This window comes from Sedimentibacter sp. (genome assembly GCF_032080165.1).
Lineage (GTDB): Bacteria > Bacillota > Clostridia > Tissierellales > Sedimentibacteraceae > Sedimentibacter.
The window spans coordinates 1-23,578 of sequence record NZ_DAMASY010000003.1 but is presented as its reverse complement, the minus strand read 5'-3'; the positions used below and the strand labels follow the sequence as shown (position 1 = coordinate 23,578).

At 34.3% G+C, this 23,578-nt stretch carries 21 protein-coding genes; 1 reads left to right on the top strand and 20 read right to left on the bottom strand.

The annotated features are described in order from the left end of the window. Position 1 precedes the first annotated feature (1 nt). From RT412_RS04795 to RT412_RS04700, 20 genes are all read right to left on the bottom strand, one after another. On the bottom strand, positions 2-1,033 hold the full coding sequence (locus RT412_RS04795) for a 3-oxoacyl-ACP synthase (protein WP_313345774.1): 1,032 nt from the start codon (positions 1,031-1,033) through the stop codon (positions 2-4). 41 nt (positions 1,034-1,074) lie between these two features. Continuing rightward, positions 1,075-2,109: a branched-chain amino acid ABC transporter permease gene (locus tag RT412_RS04790; RefSeq protein WP_313345771.1), complete on the bottom strand. Its 1,035-nt coding sequence runs from the start codon at positions 2,107-2,109 to the stop codon at positions 1,075-1,077. Beyond that, positions 2,106-2,996 carry a branched-chain amino acid ABC transporter permease gene (locus RT412_RS04785; protein WP_313345768.1) on the bottom strand — a complete coding sequence of 297 codons (891 nt, stop codon included), beginning with the start codon at positions 2,994-2,996 and terminating at the stop codon, positions 2,106-2,108. The genes RT412_RS04790 and RT412_RS04785 overlap by 4 nt, the downstream gene beginning before the upstream one ends. A gap of 11 nt (positions 2,997-3,007) precedes the next feature. Then, positions 3,008-3,712 carry an ABC transporter ATP-binding protein gene (locus RT412_RS04780; RefSeq protein WP_313345766.1) on the bottom strand — a complete coding sequence of 235 codons (705 nt, stop codon included), beginning with the start codon at positions 3,710-3,712 and terminating at the stop codon, positions 3,008-3,010. After that, positions 3,696-4,466: an ABC transporter ATP-binding protein gene (locus RT412_RS04775; protein WP_313345764.1), complete on the bottom strand. Its 771-nt coding sequence runs from the start codon at positions 4,464-4,466 to the stop codon at positions 3,696-3,698. The genes RT412_RS04780 and RT412_RS04775 overlap by 17 nt, the downstream gene beginning before the upstream one ends. 38 nt (positions 4,467-4,504) lie before the next feature. Then, positions 4,505-5,770, bottom strand: a complete 1,266-nt coding sequence (locus RT412_RS04770; RefSeq protein ID WP_313345761.1) for a substrate-binding domain-containing protein — start codon at positions 5,768-5,770, stop codon at positions 4,505-4,507. Positions 5,771-5,814: 44 nt separating this feature from the next. Continuing rightward, entirely contained in the window at positions 5,815-6,708 is an 894-nt protein-coding gene (locus tag RT412_RS04765; RefSeq protein WP_313345759.1) for an alpha/beta hydrolase, read from the bottom strand. After that, positions 6,680-7,345 carry a hypothetical protein gene (locus RT412_RS04760; RefSeq protein ID WP_313345756.1) on the bottom strand — a complete coding sequence of 222 codons (666 nt, stop codon included), beginning with the start codon at positions 7,343-7,345 and terminating at the stop codon, positions 6,680-6,682. The genes RT412_RS04765 and RT412_RS04760 overlap by 29 nt, the downstream gene beginning before the upstream one ends. A gap of 202 nt (positions 7,346-7,547) precedes the next feature. Then, positions 7,548-8,972, bottom strand: coding sequence for a sigma 54-interacting transcriptional regulator (locus RT412_RS04755; protein WP_313345754.1), 1,425 nt, complete (start codon positions 8,970-8,972; stop codon positions 7,548-7,550). 115 nt (positions 8,973-9,087) lie between these two features. Next, on the bottom strand, positions 9,088-9,828 hold the full coding sequence (fabG, locus tag RT412_RS04750) for a 3-oxoacyl-ACP reductase FabG (protein WP_313345751.1): 741 nt from the start codon (positions 9,826-9,828) through the stop codon (positions 9,088-9,090). Positions 9,829-9,941: 113 nt separating this feature from the next. Continuing rightward, positions 9,942-10,097 (bottom strand): FeoB-associated Cys-rich membrane protein, encoded by a 156-nt coding sequence (locus RT412_RS04745; RefSeq protein WP_313345748.1) that lies wholly within the window; start codon positions 10,095-10,097, stop codon positions 9,942-9,944. Positions 10,098-10,107: 10 nt separating this feature from the next. Next, complete coding sequence (gene feoB / locus RT412_RS04740) at positions 10,108-12,126, bottom strand: ferrous iron transport protein B (protein ID WP_313345745.1); 2,019 nt, start codon at positions 12,124-12,126, stop codon at positions 10,108-10,110. Beyond that, positions 12,123-12,356: a FeoA family protein gene (locus RT412_RS04735; protein WP_313345946.1), complete on the bottom strand. Its 234-nt coding sequence runs from the start codon at positions 12,354-12,356 to the stop codon at positions 12,123-12,125. The genes feoB and RT412_RS04735 overlap by 4 nt, the downstream gene beginning before the upstream one ends. 247 nt (positions 12,357-12,603) lie before the next feature. Continuing rightward, positions 12,604-12,954, bottom strand: coding sequence for a hypothetical protein (locus RT412_RS04730; RefSeq protein ID WP_313345743.1), 351 nt, complete (start codon positions 12,952-12,954; stop codon positions 12,604-12,606). A 189-nt stretch (positions 12,955-13,143) separates the two neighbouring features. Then, positions 13,144-13,821 carry a metal-dependent hydrolase gene (locus RT412_RS04725; RefSeq protein ID WP_313345740.1) on the bottom strand — a complete coding sequence of 226 codons (678 nt, stop codon included), beginning with the start codon at positions 13,819-13,821 and terminating at the stop codon, positions 13,144-13,146. Positions 13,822-14,023: 202 nt separating this feature from the next. Next, positions 14,024-14,737 (bottom strand): ABC transporter ATP-binding protein, encoded by a 714-nt coding sequence (locus tag RT412_RS04720; RefSeq protein ID WP_313345738.1) that lies wholly within the window; start codon positions 14,735-14,737, stop codon positions 14,024-14,026. After that, the gene (locus RT412_RS04715; RefSeq protein WP_313345735.1) at positions 14,724-15,506 is read right to left on the bottom strand and encodes an ABC transporter ATP-binding protein; all 783 of its coding nucleotides are present in this window, start codon (positions 15,504-15,506) and stop codon (positions 14,724-14,726) included. Before RT412_RS04715 ends, RT412_RS04720 begins: the two co-directional genes overlap by 14 nt. Further along, complete coding sequence (locus RT412_RS04710; protein WP_313345732.1) at positions 15,503-16,390, bottom strand: branched-chain amino acid ABC transporter permease; 888 nt, start codon at positions 16,388-16,390, stop codon at positions 15,503-15,505. The genes RT412_RS04715 and RT412_RS04710 overlap by 4 nt, the downstream gene beginning before the upstream one ends. A gap of 9 nt (positions 16,391-16,399) precedes the next feature. Then, entirely contained in the window at positions 16,400-17,284 is an 885-nt protein-coding gene (locus RT412_RS04705) for a branched-chain amino acid ABC transporter permease (RefSeq protein ID WP_313345729.1), read from the bottom strand. Between the two features lie 141 nt (positions 17,285-17,425). Then, the gene (locus RT412_RS04700) at positions 17,426-18,592 is read right to left on the bottom strand and encodes an ABC transporter substrate-binding protein (RefSeq protein WP_313345726.1); all 1,167 of its coding nucleotides are present in this window, start codon (positions 18,590-18,592) and stop codon (positions 17,426-17,428) included. Between the two features lie 340 nt (positions 18,593-18,932). Here RT412_RS04700 and RT412_RS04695 point away from each other — a divergent pair, with 340 nt between their 5' ends. Next, a complete protein-coding gene (locus tag RT412_RS04695; RefSeq protein WP_313345724.1) occupies positions 18,933-23,249 on the top strand; it encodes an acyl-CoA dehydratase activase-related protein in 4,317 nt (1,438 codons plus the stop codon). The last annotated feature ends 329 nt before the right edge of the window (positions 23,250-23,578 follow it).

Here is a 23,578-nt window from a genome sequence, read left to right as displayed (position 1 = left end):
GTTAACATTCTGCATTGCCCCATTTTATTACATTAGCTGCCCAAGCATAACCTATGCCCGCAGATATCATAGACATTACTGTACCATCCTTTAACTTCCCTGTTTCTAAAGCTAACTGCAATGATATAATTTGGTCTATCTGTCCCATATGTCCATAATTTTCAAGATATATAGATTGTTCCTCAGTTAAGCCCAACAACTTAAGCATATTTAAGTGCTGAGATCGCTTAAAATGAAGAACACTAAGATATCTAAGTTCTTTTTTTGAAATATTAGACTTCTCAAATGCTTTATCAATGCAATATAACCAATTTTTCATTGAAACTTCATTCAATCTGTCCTTCATATGTTTAGGATTCATTAACCGCAAAGATTTATATGCCTCATGCAGGTTTTGGTATGTAATAGGATTTACAATTCCTCCGATTTCTACACCTGCATCTCTTGCCATAGAACCATCTGTCATAATATAAGTTCCTAAAAGTAGGTTTGTATTGTAATTTTTCTTAAGAACTATAGCCCCTCCGCCAGATGACAGATTATACATCATAGACATATCACTGTCAGTATAATCAACAAAATCTCCGTTCCTATATCCCCCCACAACCATAACAGTATTTATTTCATCATCTGCTATCATCATATCCTTTGCTATTTTCATTGCTGCCACTGTGGAACAACATCTTTGCTGTAAATCTATTGCCCAGGCATTTGTAGCTCCTATCTTTTCCTGGATATAAATTCCTGATGTGGTCAGAGGATATTCCTTCCACTCTTCACCCATACATAAGATTAAATCTATTTCTTTTGGATCTATTTCTGTTCTTCTAATTGCATCTAATCCTGCTCTTACACCCATTTCCTGAGTTCCATCATCTTTTCCCGGTATAGATTTTTCGACTATACCAAGTTTTTGTATAACAGCTTCCTCTGTCCAATATCCATTGGTAGCATCAGATATTTCCTTAGCAGTCATTCTTCCTTCCGGAATATATATACCTGTTCCTACAATACCTACATTAACATTAGTCATTGTATCCCTCCTAAACTAAGCCTTCAAATACATAGTAATACCTATTCTCCAGATACCCTTTCAGCATTTGATAATTCTTTGTTATCAACACTTTCTTTTCTATTTGATATAAAATGTCGCAAAGTACCTACGATACCTTTTGGCATAAACAATATTACTGCTATGTATAAAATTCCTAAAAAAATTAACCATCTTTCAAATATTGGGTGAATACTTCGAAGATTTAACAGCATATTTTGAAATACATTTACTACTATACTTCCAACGATACCTCCGTATAATGTTCCAGTACCACCTATTAATGTATATAGGAGCGCGTTCGTGGAATATGTTATGCTTAAAAGCTCAGTATTAGCAAATCTATTAAATGTTCCAAATACTAATCCGGCAAGACCGGCAGAAATACCTGAAACTAAAATTGCAATCAGCTTATAATTTTCTATTTTATAACCTAAAAATTCTGTTCTTTGCTCATTTTCTCGAATAGCTATTATTACTCGCCCTGTAGGTGATAAAATGAATTTTCTTAAAATTATAAACATAACAATTAAAAATATCAGTGAAAAATAGTAGAAGAAAATTCTGTTTGACAATATGCCAGGTACTTTAAATATAAGCCCATCAGTTCCATTAGTTATTTCTCTCCAGCTTTCAGCGATATTCCTTACAACTTCTGCTAAAGCTAATGTCAGCATAGCAGCTGCAAATACAGAAGTGCCTTTTTTAAATGATAATTTTCCCATTACTAAAGCACAAATTACTGAGTACATTACAACTACTAAAATTGATAAAATGAATATAGGAATTGTAGCTCCAAGTTTATTGTAGAGTATCCCTGCAATATATGCCCCACCGCCGAAGAAAATAGCATGACCTAAATTTATAAACCCCATATATCCCCTTAATATATCATAACTCATAGCAAATACTGATATTATAAATATTCTTGTAAGTAGATTTAACATTGTATATGAAGAGAACTTTGGAAAAACTAATAAGACTATTAGTAATACTGTCAAAGCTATTATAATATTTTTACTAAAATCTCTTTGAATGTTTTCTCTTAGTGATTTCATTCCTTCACCACCAATCTAATTCTACTTTTTTTATTTTCACTAAATAATCCTTCTGGCTTAAATGCTAATACAATTGCCATTATTAATACATTTGTTACTACCGCGAATGTCGGAATAAACCATGCTACAAATGCATTCATTAAGCCCAATAAAAAGCTTGCCTTTGCAGTTCCTGAAAAGTTCCCAAGGCCGCCTATGACTATAGCTATGAAAGCCAATATCTGATTACTAGCTCCAGATGTAGATATTACATTACCTGCTAATGGAGCATATAAAGCCCCTCCTAATCCTGCTAATGCTGCACCTGCAGCAAATACTATTGTAAAATAAAATCTAATATTTATACCTAACGCCTGAACCATATCTGATCTTTGTACTCCTGCCCTTATTACCATACCTGCCTTACTATTTTTTAAAATCTGATTTACAGAAATAAGAACTACAATTCCGATAATTATTAATAATACTCTGTAGTGGCTTATTGTCACTCCGTTAATTATAGTTGTCCCTGCAATAAAGTCAGGTCTCTTTATTGCAATAGGTGTATTTCCCCATATTAAACGAATTATTTCAATAAAAACAATATTAAGTCCCAGGGTGATTAAAATTTGTGCAGGTGCATTTCCATATAATCGACTAACAAAAAACTTTTCAAATATTATACCAAGAACAAAGACAATAAACATCGCCGATAATATTCCTAACATAAAACTGCTTGTTAACTGATATATCCATACATATGCATATCCACCCCAGACAAACAAAGCTCCATGTGCAAAGTTTACAACTCCCATTAATCCCAATATAATGGCTAATCCTGAAGAAACTAAAAATATTAATGCACCTTCGGATAACCCATTAATAAAAAGTGTTAAGAAAATATCCATAGTCTCCTCCTCTATATTCCAAGATGTGTAGCTTGCAGCTGAGTATCATGAATTAAATCTTCTATTTTACCATCTATCACTGTTCTGCCTTCATTAATGATATAGTATCTATATGTTATTGCACACGCTAAAGAAAAGTTTTGTTCTACCAACAATATGGTACTTTCTTTACTTATTTCCTTAAGGGCTATGGCTAAAGTCTCTATAACGACTGGAGCTAATCCCTTGCTGGGTTCATCTATTAGAATTATCTTATTATCATTAACTAATGCTCTTGATATTGACAACATCTGACGCTGACCACCGCTAAGAGTCCTAGCCATCCTATTAGATGCATTCTTTAAATCCGGAAAAAGGTCATATACTTTAGCTATCCTGTCATCTCCATCTTTTGTATTTTTTCTTATTGCTAATTTCAAATTTTCTTCAATAGTTAAATAATCAAATACACCGTAATCTTCAGGAACATATCCGATTCCCTTATTTGCAATATTGTACGTAGGAATTCCCACAATTGATTCATCTCCCAAAAGAATGGAGCCACTTCTTGTATTAACTAAACCCATAATTGATTTTAGCAATGTGCTTTTACCTGCACCATTCCTACCTAATATCGCTATAGCCTCACCTTTTTTTACTTCAATATCAACCCCTTGCAATATGGTATACTGCCCTATATAGGAATTCAAATTTTCTACTTTAAGTATTGATGCCATCTATAACCCCTCCTCCCAAATATGCCTTAAGAACTTCAGGGTGTTTAGAAACAGTTTCCGGATCTCCCTCTATAAGCTTCATTCCATTTACTATAATAATCAGCTTATCTGATAAAGTCTTAACCATGTCCATTTTATGCTCTATCAATATAATTGTAGTATTAGTTTTTTTAATATTTGCAAGAATCTCTATCATTGTTGGAACTTCTTCTATTGCCATACCTGCTGTTGGTTCATCTAATAACAATACCTCTGGTTCAAGTGCTAAAACCATACCAAGTTCCAATTTTCTTTGTTCTGTATGACTTAAATTGCTGGCAATAAAATTTTTCTTATCAGATAAAAGTACTTTTTGTAGTAGCTCTTCAGTCTGTTCATTAACATTTTCATAATTTCTATGGTCCACAAAGATTTTGTATCCTATATTTTCCTTTGATTGTACAGCAAGTCTTACATTCTCATAAACTGTAAGATTAGGGAAAACATTAGTTAGTTGAAAAGATCTGCCCATTCCCATCTTTATTCGGTCAACAGGGGACAGACTTGTAATGTCCGTCCCTTTGAAATTTATTTTTCCTTCTGTTGATTTTAAAAGACCACTAATTAAGTTAAATAAAGTTGTCTTTCCAGCTCCGTTTGGACCAAGGATGGTAGTAAATACGTTTTCTTCTATTTCAAGACTCATATTGCTTACTGCTTTATGAGCTCCAAAACTTATGCCTAAACTTTCAGTTTTTATTAACACTTCACCCATCACATACATCCTTTCTATTTCTTTTTGTAAATATTTTTTTAACGTCCTGGTGCTGTTATTGGTGGAGCAATATCTTCAGCTGGTATTTCACGAACAAACTCAGGTACAGGGTAATCTATACCATCAACTTCTCTAAGTATTATTTCATAAAGCGGCTGTATTGATTGATGGTCTTCTTTACGGAAGTATCTTGTTCCTGTTGGACTTTCATATTCCATTCCTTCCATTGCTTCTATAAGAGCCTCTGCATCTGTGTTACCGCTTGTTTTTTCCAATGCAGTAATAATTGCAGATGCTGCTGCCATACCACCCGGTGTAAACAAATCTGGAACTTCATTATATTTTTCTAAGTGTTTTTCTTTTAGCCAATCATTCATAGGGTTGTTTTGAGGCAATGTATGATGATATACGCTAAATCCCTGCATTCCTATCATTGGTGTCATGGATTTTAATGCTGCAATTTCTGGAGCACCAGTTGTTATTTTGATACCATAACTTTCTAAATCATATTCCATTAATTGTCCCCAAGGATTGTTGGCTCCTGCCCAAATTACATACAAATAATCAGGTCTTGCCTCTCTAATTCTCATTATGTACGGTGAAAAGTCAGTAGTATCAGTTGGCGGGAATTCTTGGTGAACCAATTCCCCTCCACGTTCAATTAGTTCATTAACTATAGGTTGTACCATTGAAGTACCAAATGAACTGTCCGGTGCTAATGTGGCAACTTTTGCTCCTGCCTTACTATTTATAATAACATCTGCCATTGCAGCTGCATCCTGCGCAGAATTTCTTCCTGTACGGAATATGTATTTGTTCCAGCTGTCACCTGTTAAGAAATCTGCTGCTGCAGGTTCAATTACATATACAGTTTTAAATTCTTCAGCAATATCTAATACCGCTGCTGCATCTGATGAAGAAGCTGCACCTACTAAAATATCAACCTTATCCACATCAAGAAGTTTTATAGCTCTTTCCCTGGCAACATCCGGCACATTTGTTGTGTCTTCCCATATTACTTTAATAGGTCTTCCTGCTACTTTCATAGTACCATCAGTAAGATATTCTAATCCTAACATAAATCCTCTTTGATTTTGTTCACCATAGTCTTGTAATGCACCACTTAATGAAGTGAGTGCTCCTATTACTATTGGTTCTGAACTGTCATCGCCTGCATTTTGTTCCCCACCACTCGTCGCAGGACTATTTGTACCTGTGCTATCATTTCCTTCGCTTGCACAACCAGTTAGAAATATACTAATTACAAGCATTAACACTAATAATAAACTTAATGTTTTTTTCAAAATTAATACCTCCCTTAATGTTTCGTTTATTAATTAATAGCCACTTATCCCATGAAAGATAATACAATATTCATAAATCTATCTAAATCATCTGTCATAGGCGCGTGACCACCATTATCTAATAATTCTAACTTGGCATTTTCGCCTATACCTTCAAATATTCCTACTCCCATTTCCTCAGGTACAACTAAGTCATCTTTACCTTGTATAATCAATGTAGATGCTTGGATCTTATCTACTTCTCCTGAACCTTCTATAACTCCGTTGTGTTCATGAGATATGTTAAAGTGTACCAATGAATAATCAATATCCACCAAGTTTCTCTGGGTCAATATTTCATCTATGTATTCATCGTATCTTTTTTCTGAAGGTTTGTTAAATGTATATATTGACGCATCCCACACTAATTTTATAAATTCTTTGTTTCTTTCCTTATAGGCATTTAAAATAGGTACCACCTGTATTGGGTCAGCTGCTATTTCTTCCTTAGTTTTTAAATAATGACCAATAATTGGTTGACCTGTTTCATCCTTTTTAAGCATTGAATATCCCTTTATCCCAACAGATTCGACTAAAATTAATTTCTCCACATATTCGGGATAATCTATGGCAAAATACATAACCACCCCACCACCTGTTGACCAACCTGCCAGGCTAAATTTTTTTAATTCCATTGCGTCTGCAAATAGCTTAATATCTTCTGAAAAATCCCTCAGTGAATTTACAGGTGTATTGTATGTAGATATACCAAAACCTCTCATATCTATGGCATATGTTGTATATTCCTCTGGCATACTCTCCATTACTGTATCCCAGTGCTTAGATGTGGACATGTTTCCATGAATCAACACCAAGACTTTGCTTCCTTCTCCTGTTTTTCTGTAGCCTATTGTTTCTCCATTTTTTAATTCAATTGCGTTTAACATAATCACTTTCATCCTCCTCACTTAATAACCTTGCATTTTCTTTTAACTTTTCTGCTCTATCTTTTAAGTCTATAGTTAACTTATTGATAAAACTATTGATTTCAATTTGCTGTGATGAAATATTTAAGAGCTCATCAATTTTTTCAGAAATTTTGTCAGTTGATGATATAAGTTCATCAAGAATCTTATCAGCATTTCTTACATATTCATTTAAATCTCTTCCTACATCCTTAAGCTTTTTAGAATTGCCGGAAATAACTTCTGTCATAGATTCTAATTGCTGCACAGTATCATGCAAGTTATCAGCTAAAGCTAACAACAAATCTTGTCTATCTACTGCTTCAGTAAAAGATACAGACCCTATAATCTTGTCATCTTTATCCCTTAACGGTATTGCTATTGCAATATATGGGAATCCAAACACTTCAGGACCTACTCGTTTAACAACTTTCTTTCCTGTAGTAACGCTTTCATAGTTGACAGACCCTTTTACATGAGAACCTCCTGCCCTAATCTTGTGATCCTGCCTTTCACTTGGTACATATATAAGGCACTTTTCAAGATCACAAACTGATACAGTAAAGTCAGTATTAGTAAGTTTATTTATATAAGGGGCCACTTCCACAAAGGAACTAAGTATATCACCCATGCTTTTCTCCCTTCATTTTATATTTGTCTTTAATATACAATGCAACTAACATGCCAAAATAGCATGCTATTAATTCTTAGTTATATTGCTGATTCTTCTCTCTTTTTATATTGTTTTTTTGTATATATTTTGGACATGTTCATATTTTGTACAGACACTATTGTACATTTACATAAAAAACTACCTTGTTTAAAGGTAGTTTTTAAGTTATCCTATATCTTTCCATTTTATTGTATAAGGACGAACGGCTAATGTCTAATAGTTCTGCTGTTTTTAACTTGTTACCTTCAGTATATTCCAGGCACCTCAGTATAGCCTCTTTTTCTGTATCTTCTATTAAATACTTTAATGGTCTTACAGGTCCATCTATATTTATTCTTGAGCTATGATTTAAATATACAGGCAAATGTACTGGCAGGATAGTATCTGAGTCTGCAAGGTTGATTGCTCTTTCTAATACATTCTCCAATTCCCTAACATTTCCCGGCCAATTGTGACTCATCAAGATTTTCATAGCATTGTCTGATATTTTTACTACATATTTTCCTAATTGATTTGAAAGTTTCTTTAATAGTATCTGTATAAGAGATTCAATATCTCCACTTCGTTCTCTTAAGGGTGGTATTTCTATAGTCATTACATTGAGTCTATAGTATAGATCTTCTCTAAAGCTGCCTTCTTGAATTTGTTTTTTTAAATCCTTATTTGTGGCTGCTATTACTCTTGTATCTGTTTTTATTATCTTATTTCCACCAACTCTTTCAAACTCCTTTTCTTGTAGTACTCTCAGCAGTTTTGCCTGCATTTTAAGAGGCATGTCTCCAATTTCATCTAAAAAAATACTACCTCCATTAGCTAATTCAAATTTACCTATCTTCCCTCCCTTTTTAGCACCCGTAAACGCGCCTTCTTCATAACCAAATAGCTCAGACTCTAAAAGTTCAGATGGTATGGCGGCACTATTTACCTTTACAAAAGGCGAATGAGATCTTGCACTATCTTTGTGTATGGCATGGGCAAACAGTTCCTTGCCTGTCCCGCTTTCCCCCAGTATTAAAACATTAGAAATTGAATTAGATGCCCTTTTGCCTATAAATTTTGCTTGAGCCATTTTTTCACTATTTCCTATTATATTATCCCATGAATATTTGGCTCCATGCATTTCTTTAAGTTGGCTTTTATATAAATTAATCTCATTTTCTAATAATTTATTTTTTTCGATAATATCTTTAAAGTTTTCTATATCTGCAAACAATACCATTCCAACACCGTATTTAACCTCTTCTTTATCGTCTAATACTGGTATCCTATGAACTATTGCAGTATGTCCATTTTCAAAGGTATGCTTCCAAGCTATTTCTGCTTCCTTTGTTTTAAGTACGTAAGGAAACCTAGAGTACTTATCTACTTCTAATACTGGTTTACCTATGATTTCTTCTTTTGCCAATCCAAGAAAATCTGCAAATACCTTATTTATCATTCTAATCTTACTTTCTTTATCTATCATGATCAAAGGTACAGGAATGGGGTCGAATATTTTATGCATCATGGAAACAAAATATTCAGTTAACAAGGTATCTTCATCTGCTTTAACAACGTTTTCATGCTTGTGTGCACTGGCATTCATAAAATCACCTCCTAAGATTGCTCGCTAAACAAACTAATGACTTTATTTTACCATACAACATACAATAATGTAAATTTTTTTCAAGCCATCACCTTAAATGGTAATGGCTTTAATCTTATAATACAACTCCACCTGTAACCTCCAATACTGCTCCTGTAATGAACTTAGCTTCATCTGATGCCAAAAAAGCATAAGCATTTGCAATGTCTTCAGGCTCTCCTAATGTTCCTAATGAAGCTTTAAGCTTCATCATATCTATTACCTTTTCAGGCATTTTTTTAACCATAGGTGTTGCTATAAATCCTGGTGCTACTGCGTTTGAACGAACTCCTTTTTTCCCTAATTCTTTTGCCCATGTCTTTGTCATCCCTATTACTCCCCATTTTGTAGCTGCGTAATTTGTTTGACCAAAATTTCCATATAAACCTACAACTGATGAGGCATTTAATATAACTCCACTGCCTTGCTCTACCATTACCTTTGCAGCTGCTTGACCACAGATATATACTCCCTTTAAGTTTACATCTATAACCTTATCCCATTGTTCTTCTGTCATTTTAAGTAAAGTTGAATCCATAGTTATACCCGCATTATTTACTAAAATATCTAATCTTCCGAACTTCTCCATTGTAAATCCGACCATTTTATTTACGTTTTCAGTATTTGTTACATCAACATTAATACCTGCTGCCGTTCCACCATTTTCAATAATTTCATTCACTGTTTTCTTAACATCTTCATCATTGATATCCGCTACAACTACCTTAGCACCTTCCTTGGCAAATTTCTTTGCAGTAGCCTCACCAATTCCTCTGCCTCCACCGGTAACAATTGCTACTTTGTTTAATAATCTCATATATACTTCCTCCTGATTTAATTAATATATCTATTTATAAATTCATGCAAGAAGCATACCATTTTATTATTATATAAGAAAATATTAATAAAAAACTGCCTCTTACGAGACAGCTATTTATTAATAGAAGAACAATCCTTAGCTTTGCTGCAGCCGGCACATCCGGAATGGCAGCCCGAGCCGTTCTTTTTCTGTTTTTTCATAAATATTACAACACCTGTTATAATTACTGCAATTACTGCAATTACAATAACATCTGAAAAATTCATAATAAACCTCCTATAAAATCAAGTTTCCAATCTGATATACCAACATTCCCACAACAAAGGCCGTTAATGTCTGATAAACAGCAGTCATTACTGCATACTTGAAGGATCCAAGCTCTCTTTTTGTAGCTGCAAAAGCTGCAATACAAGGCATATATAACAATGTGAACGTTAAAAATGCAAAAGAACTGAGAGGTGTAAAAATTGTGCTTATTGCGGTTGTAAGCTGTAAGTCTGAAGAAGCTCCGGTTAATACCGACAATGTGCTTACAACTGCTTCTTTTGCGGTAAGACCTGTAATTATTGCTGTTGATGCTCTCCAATCATTAAATCCTAACGGTATAAACACCGGTGCAATTACAGACCCTATTGAAGCAAGTATACTGTATGAACTGTCTTCAACCATATTGAGAGACCAATTAAAGCTTTGTAAGAACCATATAATTATCGTTCCTAAGAAAATAACTGTAAATGCTCTCTCTACAAAATCCTTTCCTTTATCCCACATATTCAATATTATGCTTCTTCTTGAAGGAATTCTATATGCAGGAAGCTCCATAACAAAAGGTACTGGCTCTCCTTTAAAAATTGTGCCTTTTAACAACAGTCCTGATAATATTGCAACAGCAATTCCCATTATATAAAGTGCAATCATAACTGTAGCAGCATTTTCCGGGAAAAATGCCATAGTTATCATACCATAAATAGGAAGCTTGGCGCTACATGACATAAAGGGAGTCAGAATTATTGTCATCTTCCTGTCTCTTTCGCTTGATAATGTTCTTGTTGCCATAATGGCAGGAACACTGCAGCCAAAGCCGATAAGCATCGGAACGAATGAACGTCCCGACAAGCCAATTTTCCTTAACAATTTGTCCATTAAAAACGCAACTCTTGCCATATATCCGCTGTCTTCCAAAAATGATAGGAAGAAAAATAAAACAACTATAAGCGGCAGAAATGACAATACGCTCCCAACGCCTGCAAATATACCGTCTATAACCAAAGAATATAGCCAATCACTTACTTCAAAGTTAATCATTACTTCCGATGTATATTCTGTAACTATTCCTATTATTTCTTCTAAATAACCCTGAAGCGGAGCTCCTATTAATCCAAATGTCAGCCAGAAAATAAAGAACATTATTCCTATAAAAATCGGTATCCCGAAATATTTGTGAGTTAATATTTTATCTATTTTTTCTGAACGTATTTGTTCATTTGTTTCTTGTTTTTTAATTACTGTATCTTCACAAATTTTTTCAATATAAACATATCTCATATCTGCTAAAGCAGCTTCTCTGTCTGTTCCTAATTTCATTTCCATATCTTCTGCCACATGGTTGATAATATGGAGTTGGTTTTCTGATATATTTAATTCTTTAAATGTGGGTTCATCACCTTCCACTAACTTTGTGGCTGCAAAGCGAAGAGGATATCCTGCTGCCTTTGCCTGATCCTCTATTAAATGTGAAATAGAATGGATTGCTTTATGTACTTCTCCGGTACAAAAATCAAGCTTTCTATTACAACTTTTGTCATTTGACTGCGCTGTCTTCATAACCACATCTATAAGCTCTGATATTCCTTCACCCTTACTTGCTGAAATAGGTACTACAGGAATACCCAAATGATCAGAAAGTTTTTTTACATCAATTGAGTTACCGCTGGCTCTTACTTCATCCATCATATTTAAAGCAATGACCATTGGTATAGAAAGCTCCATCAATTGAAGCGTTAAATAAAGGTTTCGTTCGATATTTGTTGCGTCGATTATGTTTATTATTAAATCCGGATTTTCTTTTAAAAGAAAATCTCTCGTTACAACCTCTTCCATAGAATATGGAGATAATGAATAAATACCGGGTAAGTCTACCAAAGAAGCATCCTTGTGTTTTTTTATTTGCCCTTCTTTTTTTTCTATAGTTACTCCGGGAAAATTTCCGACATGTTGATTGCTGCCTGTCAATGCGTTGTAAAGGGTCGTTTTGCCGGCATTTTGGTTTCCTGCAAGAGCAAAAATATATTTCATATGCTAAATACCTCTTTCAATTCAATTTTAGAGGCTTCTTCTTTTCTTATTGTTAATACATAATTTCTTAAAGATAATTCAATTGGATCACCCATAGGGGCTACTTTTCTAACCTTAACCTTTGTATTAGGCGTCAAACCCATGTCTAACAACCTTCTTCTCAGTATTCCCTGTCCACCAATTGTTGAAATAATACCGCCTTGACCTGGTTTAATGTTATCTAATGTCATATCTTCTTCCTCCAATCACGCACGATATTGATAATCATTATCATTAGCTGATTTCATTATATTCCTATGGATAATCATTGTCAATAAGAATATTAAGTAAAAATTAATAATATTTAATAAAATAAACTTACGTTAAGACATCGCAGGGTAATACATCAAATTTGTTTGCTCGCTGTCGCTTGTACAAATGGGATTGGCGAATAATAAAGGTATGATTAAAATTTATAATCATACCTTTATTATATTACTATTTTAAATCATCTGTATTTGAGCCGTACACTTCTAACACAGGCATAACAAACATAAATCCCACACCGGGTTCATCAAAATAATCCAACTCTTCCTTGATTTTTTCCACTACATCATCAAGCCTTTCTCTCTCTTTAATAATGCTTATTATCATTTTGCTGTATGGTTTTCTGCCGTCTATAAGCTTTCTTACATTATCAAGCATGGGTATGTTAATATTGTGGTCCAAAAGCACCTTACCCATACCTTGACTGTCAATTGTTGTGGCGCCTATCTCCTCTTGATAGAAAACTTCATGTATATTATCTAATTTGAATATGTCGTTTAAAATTAAAACTAAAGCAAACATTAAAGCATAAAACCTCCCCATTATTTAGTCCTGAGTTTTCTGATTTTATCTTTGTACTATTAATCACATTCATTATATCATATCTGAGCCGAGTGCAGCGCAAGCTCGCTTGCATTGCCGAGGCGATGGTATGATATATGTATTATATCATAAGGAATTTTTCAATTCAATACATGCAATCAATAATTTCTAAATGAAAACACTTTCATTTGTATTTAATATTTCCACATTGGATGATTTTACTTTATCTTTAAATTCCTCCGGATTTGCTCTGATTACGTCAAATGTATTATAGTGAAACGGAATAACTATTTTTGGTTTAATAAAATCTACCGCTTTAACTGCATCTTCAATATCCATAGTATAATTCCCGCCTATAGGCAGAAAAGCTACATCTATGTTTTCATCCTCCAATAATTTCATGTCCATTGTCAGCCCTGTATCACCTGCATGATATACCTTATTACCATTTATATGTATTATAAATCCTCCGGGGTTTCCGCCATAAATCATATTGCCGTTATCTGATATACCTGAGCCATGCAATGCATTGGTCATTTTTACGATACCAAAATCAAATTTCGTTCGTCCTCCGATATGCATCGCATGTGTTCTTACGTTAAATTTACTAAGGTATGCAGATATCTCAGCATTAGCTATAACTAAAGCTCCGCTTTGTTTAGCTATATCAACAGTATCTCCAATATGATCGCCATGTCCATGTGTTACAAAAATATGAGTAACATCCGATAATTCGTTCACATTTACTTTTGCTGACGGATTACCTGATATGAACGGATCTATAATACCCTTGAATTTTCCTTCTTCAATTATTACAGCCGCGTGTCCTAAATAAGTGAGTTTCATTTTAGCCACCGTCCTTTCAAATTTTAACTATATAATAACTTTATATAGAAATAAAATCAATGTTTTTTAAGCAGATGGCCCAAATCTTTGATTTGGTGTCAGTCGCTTATACTGTAAGTGCAAAAAAGAAACCTCATTGGAGATTTCTAAGATTGATGACAAAGTCATCAAGATGATAGGTTGTTGAAAAAGTTCGTCATTTTTATATTTCTTTTTTCTTGCCTAAGTATGCTTCCTCTATTTTTTCATTCTTTATAAGTTCTTTAGCATCACCCTCCATAGTCATGACACCTTGCTCCAGCACATAGGCATAATCGGCTATGGATAATGCCTTAAAAGCATTTTGTTCAACCAATAATATTGTTTTACCCATATTTTTTATTTCAAGAATTATATCAAATATTGTATTTATTAATAAAGGAGCAAGACCAAGAGACGGCTCATCAAGCAATATTAAATCAGGATTAGACATCAGGCCCCTTCCCATTGCAAGCATTTGCTGTTCTCCGCCTGAAAGTGTTCCCGCTATTTGCCTTTCTCTTTCCTTTAATATAGGGAAAAGAATAAAAATTCTGTTTAAATCCTTATCAATTTCATTCTTATCGTTTCTTAAAAAAGACCCCATCCGAAGGTTTTCCATAACAGTCAGATTGGCAAATATTATTCTTCCTTCAGGGACCTGACATATGCCGGACTTTACTATTTTATGTGCCTGTTTCGGAAGTTTTTCTCCTCTGTAAAATATTTCTCCTTCTTTGTATTTAACTATACCGCTTATAGAATTTATCAATGTGGATTTGCCTGCTCCGTTTGAACCGATTATAGAAACTATCTGCCCTTGTTCAACATTTAGGGATACTCCTTTTAAAGCATGGATGCCTCCGTAAAATACATTTAAATTATTAACCTTCAGCATATTTTTTCTCCTCTTTACCCAAATAGGCCTCTATTACATTTTTATCTTCCTGAATTTCCTTTGGTGTTCCGAAAGCAAGAGGAATACCAAAATTAAGTACAAAAATTCTATCACAGACACCCATTATTAAATCCATATGATGTTCTATAATCAATACTGTTAAATTAAATTTATCTCTTATTTCCTTTATTGATTCCATAAGCTGTATGGTTTCTTCAGGATTCATACCTGCTGCGGGCTCATCAAGGAGCAATAATTTGGGATTTAAAGCAAGAGCCCTTGCTATTTCCAGCTTCCTTTGAAGACCGTACGGTAAATTTGAAGCTACTATGTCCCTATAATCCCAAAGTCCCATCAATTTTAACAGTTCATCTGTTTTCTGTTTTAAATCCTTTTCTTGATATTTAAATTTACCTATTCTGATAATTGAACTGAATAAATTATAATCAGCGGATTTATGACATGCTGTCAATACATTTTCATATGCCGTAAGCTTTTTAAACAATCTTATATTTTGAAATGTCCTTGTTATTCCCATATTGGCTACTTCAAAAGGTTTGATTTTATAAAGTCTTTTTCCGTAAAAATATATTTCTCCTTGAGTTTTAGTATATATAGCTGTAATTAAATTAAAAATAGTTGTTTTTCCGGCACCATTAGGACCAATCAGCCCGAAAATTTCTCCTTGTTCAACATGAAAGCTTACATTATCAACAGCAGTAAGCCCTCCGAATTTTTTTGTTACGTTATTAAGAGAAAGCACACTCATGATTTTACCTCCTCTTTTTTGTTTTTTATAATTCTTTTAGCTAATTTTATAATAGGTTTTATACTGAATTCTTTTCCGCCCATTAAGCCCTGTGGTCTTGTTATCATAATCAATATAACTGCTGCACCGTAAATTACCAGCCTCCAGTTATAGAAACTTCTTAAAATTTCCGGTAAGAATGTTAAAAGTATTGTACCTATTACACTGCCTGATACGCTGCCTAAGCCGCCAAATATTACTATAATAGTAAGCTCTGTCGATTTCACCATCTTAAACATTACAGGTTGAATGTAGCCAAGGTAATGTGCCAGCAAACCTCCGGATATTCCTGCATAAAGAGCGCTTATGGCAAGTGCCATCATTTTATATTTAAATATATCTATTCCAATTGCCTGTGCGGCAAGTTCCTCTTCCCTTATTGCAACCATATTTCTTCCGTGCCTCGATTTAATAATTGATATCAGAATAAATACAGCAGCGATATTTATAATAATAACATTAAATAATGTTGTGGTTCCTTGTGTAGGAATACTTGAAAGACCTCTTGCTCCCCCAAAATACTGAACATTATCCAGTATCAATCTCGTTGCCTCACCAAATCCTAAAGTGGCAATACAGAAATAATCTCCTTTTAAATTCAATGTCAGCTTACCGATAACCAAGCTGACGAGCATGGCTGATACACCGCCTATTAACAGTGCAATAAAAAACGGCATTCCGTATTTCATTGTCATTGAAGCAGCCATGTATGCTCCAATCGCCATGAAACCTGCATGACCAAATGAAAATAATCCTGTAAATCCCGTTAACAAAGACAGGCCAAGAACAGTCATTAAGTTTATACCTGACAATATTAATATACCTGATACATAATCCCAACTCATAATAACCTCCTATGCCTTATCTTCTGTTGTCTTACCCATCAACCCTGTAGGTTTTACTACAAGAACTAATATTAAAAGTGCAAAAGCAATTAAATCCCTGTATTGTGATGAAAAATATCCGGATACCATTGTTTCGATAAGTCCTAAGAGAACAGAACCTATTACTGCTCCCGGCAAACTTCCTAATCCACCGAAAACAGCAGCAATAAATGATTTTGTGGTTATATTTCCTATCTGCGGATAAACTGTGTACCTCATTCCGAAAAGCATCCCTGCAAGTCCTGCCAATAATCCCCCCAAGGCAAAAATAATAAAAATAACCTTGTCTACATTTGCTCCCATCAATGTACTTCCTTTTATGCTGTAGGATGTAGCTCTTATTGAAAGCCCTATTTTAGTTTTCTCAACAATATACACCAATGCCATTAAGCTTATTGCGGATATTACAAACATTAATAAATCAATCCTGCCTAATGCAACATTTCCAAGCATAATCGGCTCAGACGAAAAAACGGCCGGATATGATCTGAAGGTTGGTCCTATAGGTGATGCAATAACCACATTCTCTAAAAATATTGAAGCTCCCATCGCAGATATAATGAAATAAAGAAAGGGAGCATTCCTTTTTCTTAAAGGTCTGTATACAATTTTCTCCATTACTACAGCAAGAATACCTGAACCAAATGCAGATAATAAAAACGCTATGAAAAACGGTACTTTTAGAAAGGTTAAGCTAAAATACCCTATATAAGCTCCTATCATGATTACTCCGCCATGGGCAAAGTTTGAAAAGTTCATTATGCTGTATACAAGGGAGTATCCTACTGCCATCAAAGCATAAACACTTCCTATGGATAATCCGTTTATAACCTGTTGTAAAAACAATTCACTCATTAATTTCCTCCTATAATTGCAGGGTTTTTTATGCAACCTGAAGGTGGGTTAAACCCACCTTAAATTACTACACTTGCAGTATAAGCGATCAATACCAAATCAGAGATTTGGATCGTCTGCTTAAAAATTTGGGTCATCTGCTTACTGCAAGCCATATTTTTCTTGGAATATGTAATCAGCATTTTCAATTCTAACTATTGCAGCTTGCTTTCCAACAGGATTATGGTCTTCTTCACTTAATTTTATAGTTCCGGTTACACCTTCTACAGTAACCTTTGTCAATGATTCGGTTATTTTCTCAGGATCTGCAGAGTTTGCATCAATGACGGCAGCTTCTAACAGCTTGAATGCATCATGTGCCATGTATCCGTTTAATTCCATCGGAAGGTTGTATTTTGCCTTATATGCTTCCTGTAACGGCTTAACTTCAGGGTCATTAAAATCTAAGTGGTTTACAACATAGCTGCCTTCTATTGATTTAGCAGCCATTTCCATCAGCTGTTCTGACGGCCATCCGTCACCGCCTATAAGAGTTGCATTGATTCCAAGGTCTCGTGCCTGATTAGCACTTAATGCAACTTCTTTGTAATAATAAGGCATCAATATTAAATCAGGCTTTGCATCTTTAATTTTACTAAGCTGAGGTCTGAAATCAACGTCTCCTTCTTTGAAGCCCTCTTTTGTCACTATTTTACCGCCTTTTTCCGTAAATGTCTTTTCAAAGAATTCTGTAAATCCTTGTGAATAGTCACTTGCAACATCATACAGTACGGCAGCATTTTTCAGTCCTAATCTGTCATATGCAAAACCCGCGGCAACTGCGCCTTGATATGGGTCAATAAAGCAAACTCTGAAATTATATGGTTTAACCTTTCCGTCATCTCCTACAGTAACCTTAGGATTTGTCGCAACTGTTGCTATATCAGGCACTTTGTATTGCTCAAGAACTGCGGAAATTGAAATTGCCTGACCGCTTGCATTCGGTCCGATTATTGCAACTACACCGTCCTGAGTAATTAATCTTTTTACGGCATTTACTGCCTCAGCTGCATCTCCCTTTGTGTCATAATAAATCCCTTCAACCTGTTTACCTAATATTCCGCCCTTCGCATTTACTTCCTCAATCAACATTTTTATAGTATTACTTTCACATGTTCCCCAAACTGCCTGATCACCTGTTAATGAACCAATCCATCCTATTTTGATTGTGTTGCCTGCGGCTGCAGAAGTTCCTGAATTGCCGCAAGCTGTAAGCATCATCGCAAAAATCAATAATACACTGACTATCCATAATACCCTTTTTTTCATCGCATCCTCCTAATTAATAAATCTGCCGCTTTTTGTATAAACATTATGTTATAATAACCTATTAACTTCTGTTGAATTTAATGCCATATATTTTATAGTTGTACACATTTTATAATGCAAAATATACTATATTACGATAAATTTCAACCATCTGACTTAATCGTTTTAAGATTTATTTAAGTTGATTTTATATATAAAAATGATATAATATATTAAATTACCAAATTATTAATAATGCTCCTTACATATATTTGTTATATATGAAATGAGAAATATGTGTTCGACTTTTCATAAGGGAAGTCGAAGATTTTTTTAAAGCTTTTATAGCTTTGGAGGAATTATGAAAAAATACCTGATAGGGCTTGACATAGGTTCTACAACAGTAAAAATTGCAGTAATAAATGATTGCGGAAATTTAGTGCATAAGCAATATGAAAGACATTATTCAGACATAAGAAATACTGTTGCAGAAATTATTAAAAACTCATATGATAAGCTTAAGAACAGTCAAATAAAAGTAAGTATCACCGGATCCGGTGCTATTGATGTGTCAAAATACTTAGGAATTAAATTTGTCCAAGAGGTGGCTGCATCAACGAAAGCAATCGAAAAATATATTCCTGATACAGATGTTGTTATTGAATTAGGCGGTGAAGATGCTAAAATAACCTATTTGTCAGGAAGCTTAGAACAGCGTATGAATGGTTCTTGCGCAGGAGGTACAGGAGCTTTTATAGATCAAATGGCTGTTTTAATGAAGACAGATGCTGCCGGTCTGAACGAATTATCTAAAAAGCACAAAACAATATATCCAATCGCATCACGTTGCGGTGTATTTGCAAAGTCAGATATTCAACCCCTGCTAAATGAAGGGGCAAGACAAGAGGATATAGCAGCTTCTATATTTCAAGCAGTTGTAAACCAAACAATAAGTGGACTTGCTCAGGGTAGACCTATTAAAGGTAATGTTGCTTTTTTAGGAGGTCCCTTGTTTTTCTTGTCAGAACTCATAGAAAGATTTAAAGAGACGTTAGAGCTTGATGAAAAAACCTCCATATGTCCGGAAGATGCAAATTATTATGTAGCTATAGGTGCTGCTCTGATGTCAGAAGAAAATGAGGAAATAAGCTTTAACGACTTTTATAATAGAATAAATAATACAATTAACAATTCAAATATTGAATACAGAAAAAATAATTTAGAGCCGCTATTTGAATCAGAAGATGAATATAATAAATTTCTTTCAAGACATAATCAACATAATGCAATTAAAAAGGACATATTAGACTATAAAGGTCTTGCTTTCTTAGGAATAGATGCCGGCTCTACAACTACTAAACTTGCCCTGATTACTGATAAGGGTGAATTATTATATTCATATTATTTTAGTAATGAAGGAAATCCTTTAAATTCTGCCGTAAGAGCAGTTAAATTGCTTTATTCGCAATTACATGAAGGTATAAAAATTGCATATACTGCCGTAACCGGTTATGGAGAGCGCTTAATTAAGGCGGCACTTAACGTTGATGTAAGTGAAATAGAGACCATAGCCCACTATAAGGCAGCTGACTTTTTCTTAAACGGTGTTGATTTCATAATAGATATTGGCGGACAGGACATGAAGAGCATGATTATAAAGGATGGAGTAATAGATTCTATTATGCTCAATGAAGCTTGCTCATCGGGCTGCGGATCATTTATTGAAACATTTGCTAAATCATTGGAAATGACCGTACAGGAATTTGCAGAGGAAGCAATTTTTTCTAAAAATCCTGTTGATTTAGGAACCAGATGCACGGTATTTATGAATTCAAAGGTTAAACAGGCACAAAGAGAAGGAGCGACATTAAGCGATATTTCTGCAGGTATATCCTATTCAGTCATAAAAAATGCTTTGTTTAAAGTAATAAGATTAAAATCTCTTGATTCATTAGGAGCAAAGGTTGTTGTTCAGGGCGGTACCTTCTACAACAATTCTGTATTAAGAGCTTTCGAGCTGATAACCGGCAGGGAGGTGGTAAGACCTGACATTGCCGGAATCATGGGTGCATTCGGAGCAGCCATAATAGCACAAAACAAATATGACGGAAAAAAAGAAAGTTCGTTTGTTAATGTTGAACAGCTTGAGAACTTTTCTTTTGATACTTCCATGGAGCGCTGCGGACTTTGCACCAATAATTGCTTATTAACCATCAATAAGTTTTCAGACGGAAGATATTTCGTATCAGGAAACAGATGCGAACACGGTGCTGAAAAATATGTTCACGTAGAAAAGAAAGAGTCTTTACCAAATCTTTATAAATATAAATACCACCGAGTATTTGGCTATAAGCCGCTTTCCGTAAAAGAAGCTAAAAGAGGTTTAATCGGCATACCGAGAGTGTTGAATATGTATGAGGATTATCCTTTCTGGTTTACATTTTTTAATGAGTTAGGTTACAGAGTAGTTTTATCAGGAGTATCAAGCAAAAAAATATACGAACTCGGAATGGGTACGATACCTTCAGAATCTGTATGTTATCCCGGTAAGATAGCACACGGACATATAGTGGATTTGTTAAACAAGAAGGTGCCGAAAATATTCTATCCTTGTATTTCATACAATATAAAGGAAGATGAAGATGCCGGTAATCACTATAATTGCCCTGTTGTTGTTTCTTATCCCGAATCTATAGAAGCAAATATTGATTTAAGCAGCATTAAATTTTATAAACCTTTCCTTAATTTAAATGACAAGAAAAGGTTAGTGCAGAAACTCTATAAGGAAATAGGACCATCTGAAAATTTAACATATGAAGAAATTAATAATGCAGTCAATAAGGCATATGATGAATTGTTAATTTATAAGGATGATGTTAAAAAAGAAGGATTAAGAGCTATCGAATATATTAAGAAAAACAATAAAAAGGGAATAGTATTGACAGGCAGACCATATCACGTAGACCCTGAAATTAATCATGGCATACCTGAAATGATAGAGAGCTACGGAATTGTAGTGTTATCAGAGGATTCATTGGAAAAAGCACAAATCGAAAGACCTTTAAGAGTAATCGACCAATGGGCATACCATACAAGATTATATTCAGCTGCAACTTATGTTTCAAATACTGATTACCTTGAGCTTATTCAGCTTAATTCCTTTGGCTGCGGACTTGATGCGGTAACTACCGACCAGGTTAATGAAATACTTACAAAAAATAATAAAATATATACCGTAATTAAAATTGATGAAATAACAAACCTTGGAGCCATAAGGATACGTATACGCTCACTTCTTGCTTCCATAGAAGAAAGAGACAGAACCGGAATCGTTCATATAAAAAGACCAAGCAGCTTTGAAAAAATTGAATTTACAAAGGAAATGAAGAAGAAGCACACAATTTTAGTGCCTCAAATGTCTCCAATCCATTTTCAATTTATAGAAACGGCTGCTAATTTGTCAGGATATAACATGGTGGTATTATCTGCAGTTGATAAAAAGGCAGTGGATGCCGGGTTAAGAGTTGTAAATAACGACGCCTGCTATCCTTCTATTATTGTAATAGGTCAGCTTATAAACGCATTGGAATCAGGCAAATACGATTTAAATAACGTATCCTTGATGATTTCTCAGACCGGCGGAGGCTGCCGTGCTACCAATTATATCGGATTTATAAGAAAGGCATTAAAGGATTTGGGATATGGACATATACCTGTTATATCCTTTAACTTGGTTGGTCTTGAAAAACACTCGGGCTTTAAATTAACAGCATCCTTTTTACACAGATTAGCCATATCCATGGTTATAGGGGATACCCTGATGCGTGCAACCTACAGAACAAGACCTTATGAAAAGATAAAAGGTTCAGTAGATGAAATGTATAAAAAGTGGGTTGAAGAAAGTTATAAGGTTATTGAATCAGGCGGCTATAAAAAATTTAAAAATCTAATAAACAATATAGTTAATGATTTTGATAACATTGAGTTAAATAATAACATAATTAAACCGAAGGTTGGTATAGTGGGTGAAATACTTGTTAAATTCCATCCTAATGCAAACAACGACGTATTTTCATTGTTGGAAGAAGAGGGGGCGGAAGTTGTAGTACCGGATTTGTTGGATTTCTTCTCATATACTACACTTAATGGTGTTATAAAATATGATGAATTATTAACCGGAAGCAAAAAAGACAAATTTATCAGTGCTACAATAGTAAAAATAATTGATAAATATAAAAAGCCCAGCGTTGAAGCTTTTAAAAATTCCACAAGATTTTCAACACCTTCAAACATTTTAGAACTTGCTCATAAAGCTCAAGAATTCTTGTCATTGTCAAATCAGTCCGGAGAAGGATGGTTCTTAACAGCCGAGATGATTGAACTGTTAGACAGCGGAGTTAATAACATTTTATGCTTACAGCCATTTGCTTGTTTACCTAACCACATCACAGGCAAGGGAATGATTAAAAAGTTAAAGGATGCATATCCAATGTCAAACATAGTCCCAATTGACTACGACGCAGGTATGAGCGAGGTCAATCAAATTAACAGGATTAAGCTGATGCTGACAAATGCCGTAAGAAATATGCATCAAAATGAAAAAAGTTCATCCATAAGCTTAAATGAAATAGAAGAGAATGTTTCATATGAGCTAAACATGAAGGAACAAGAAATTTAATATTATATAAGTGCAAAAAATAAAACATTCTAAATTGAATGTTCAGGCTGCTGAAAAAGTCCCCCTGCTTCGTTGCCGTTCACCCGGTCAATCCTCACGTATGTCTGAATACGCTGCGGTTGCCCGTCTTCCGGCGCCTTGCAGGATGAACTTTTTCAACATCCTATCATCTTGATGACTTTGTCATCAATCTGAACATTCTAAATTGAATGTTTTATTTTTTGTCAGATATCATTTATAATATTAAAGTTCTTGAATTACCGTACCGGTTAAGCCGTTTAAAGCATCCATTGATTTATACAATGAAGTTATTACAGCTTTTCTTTCAG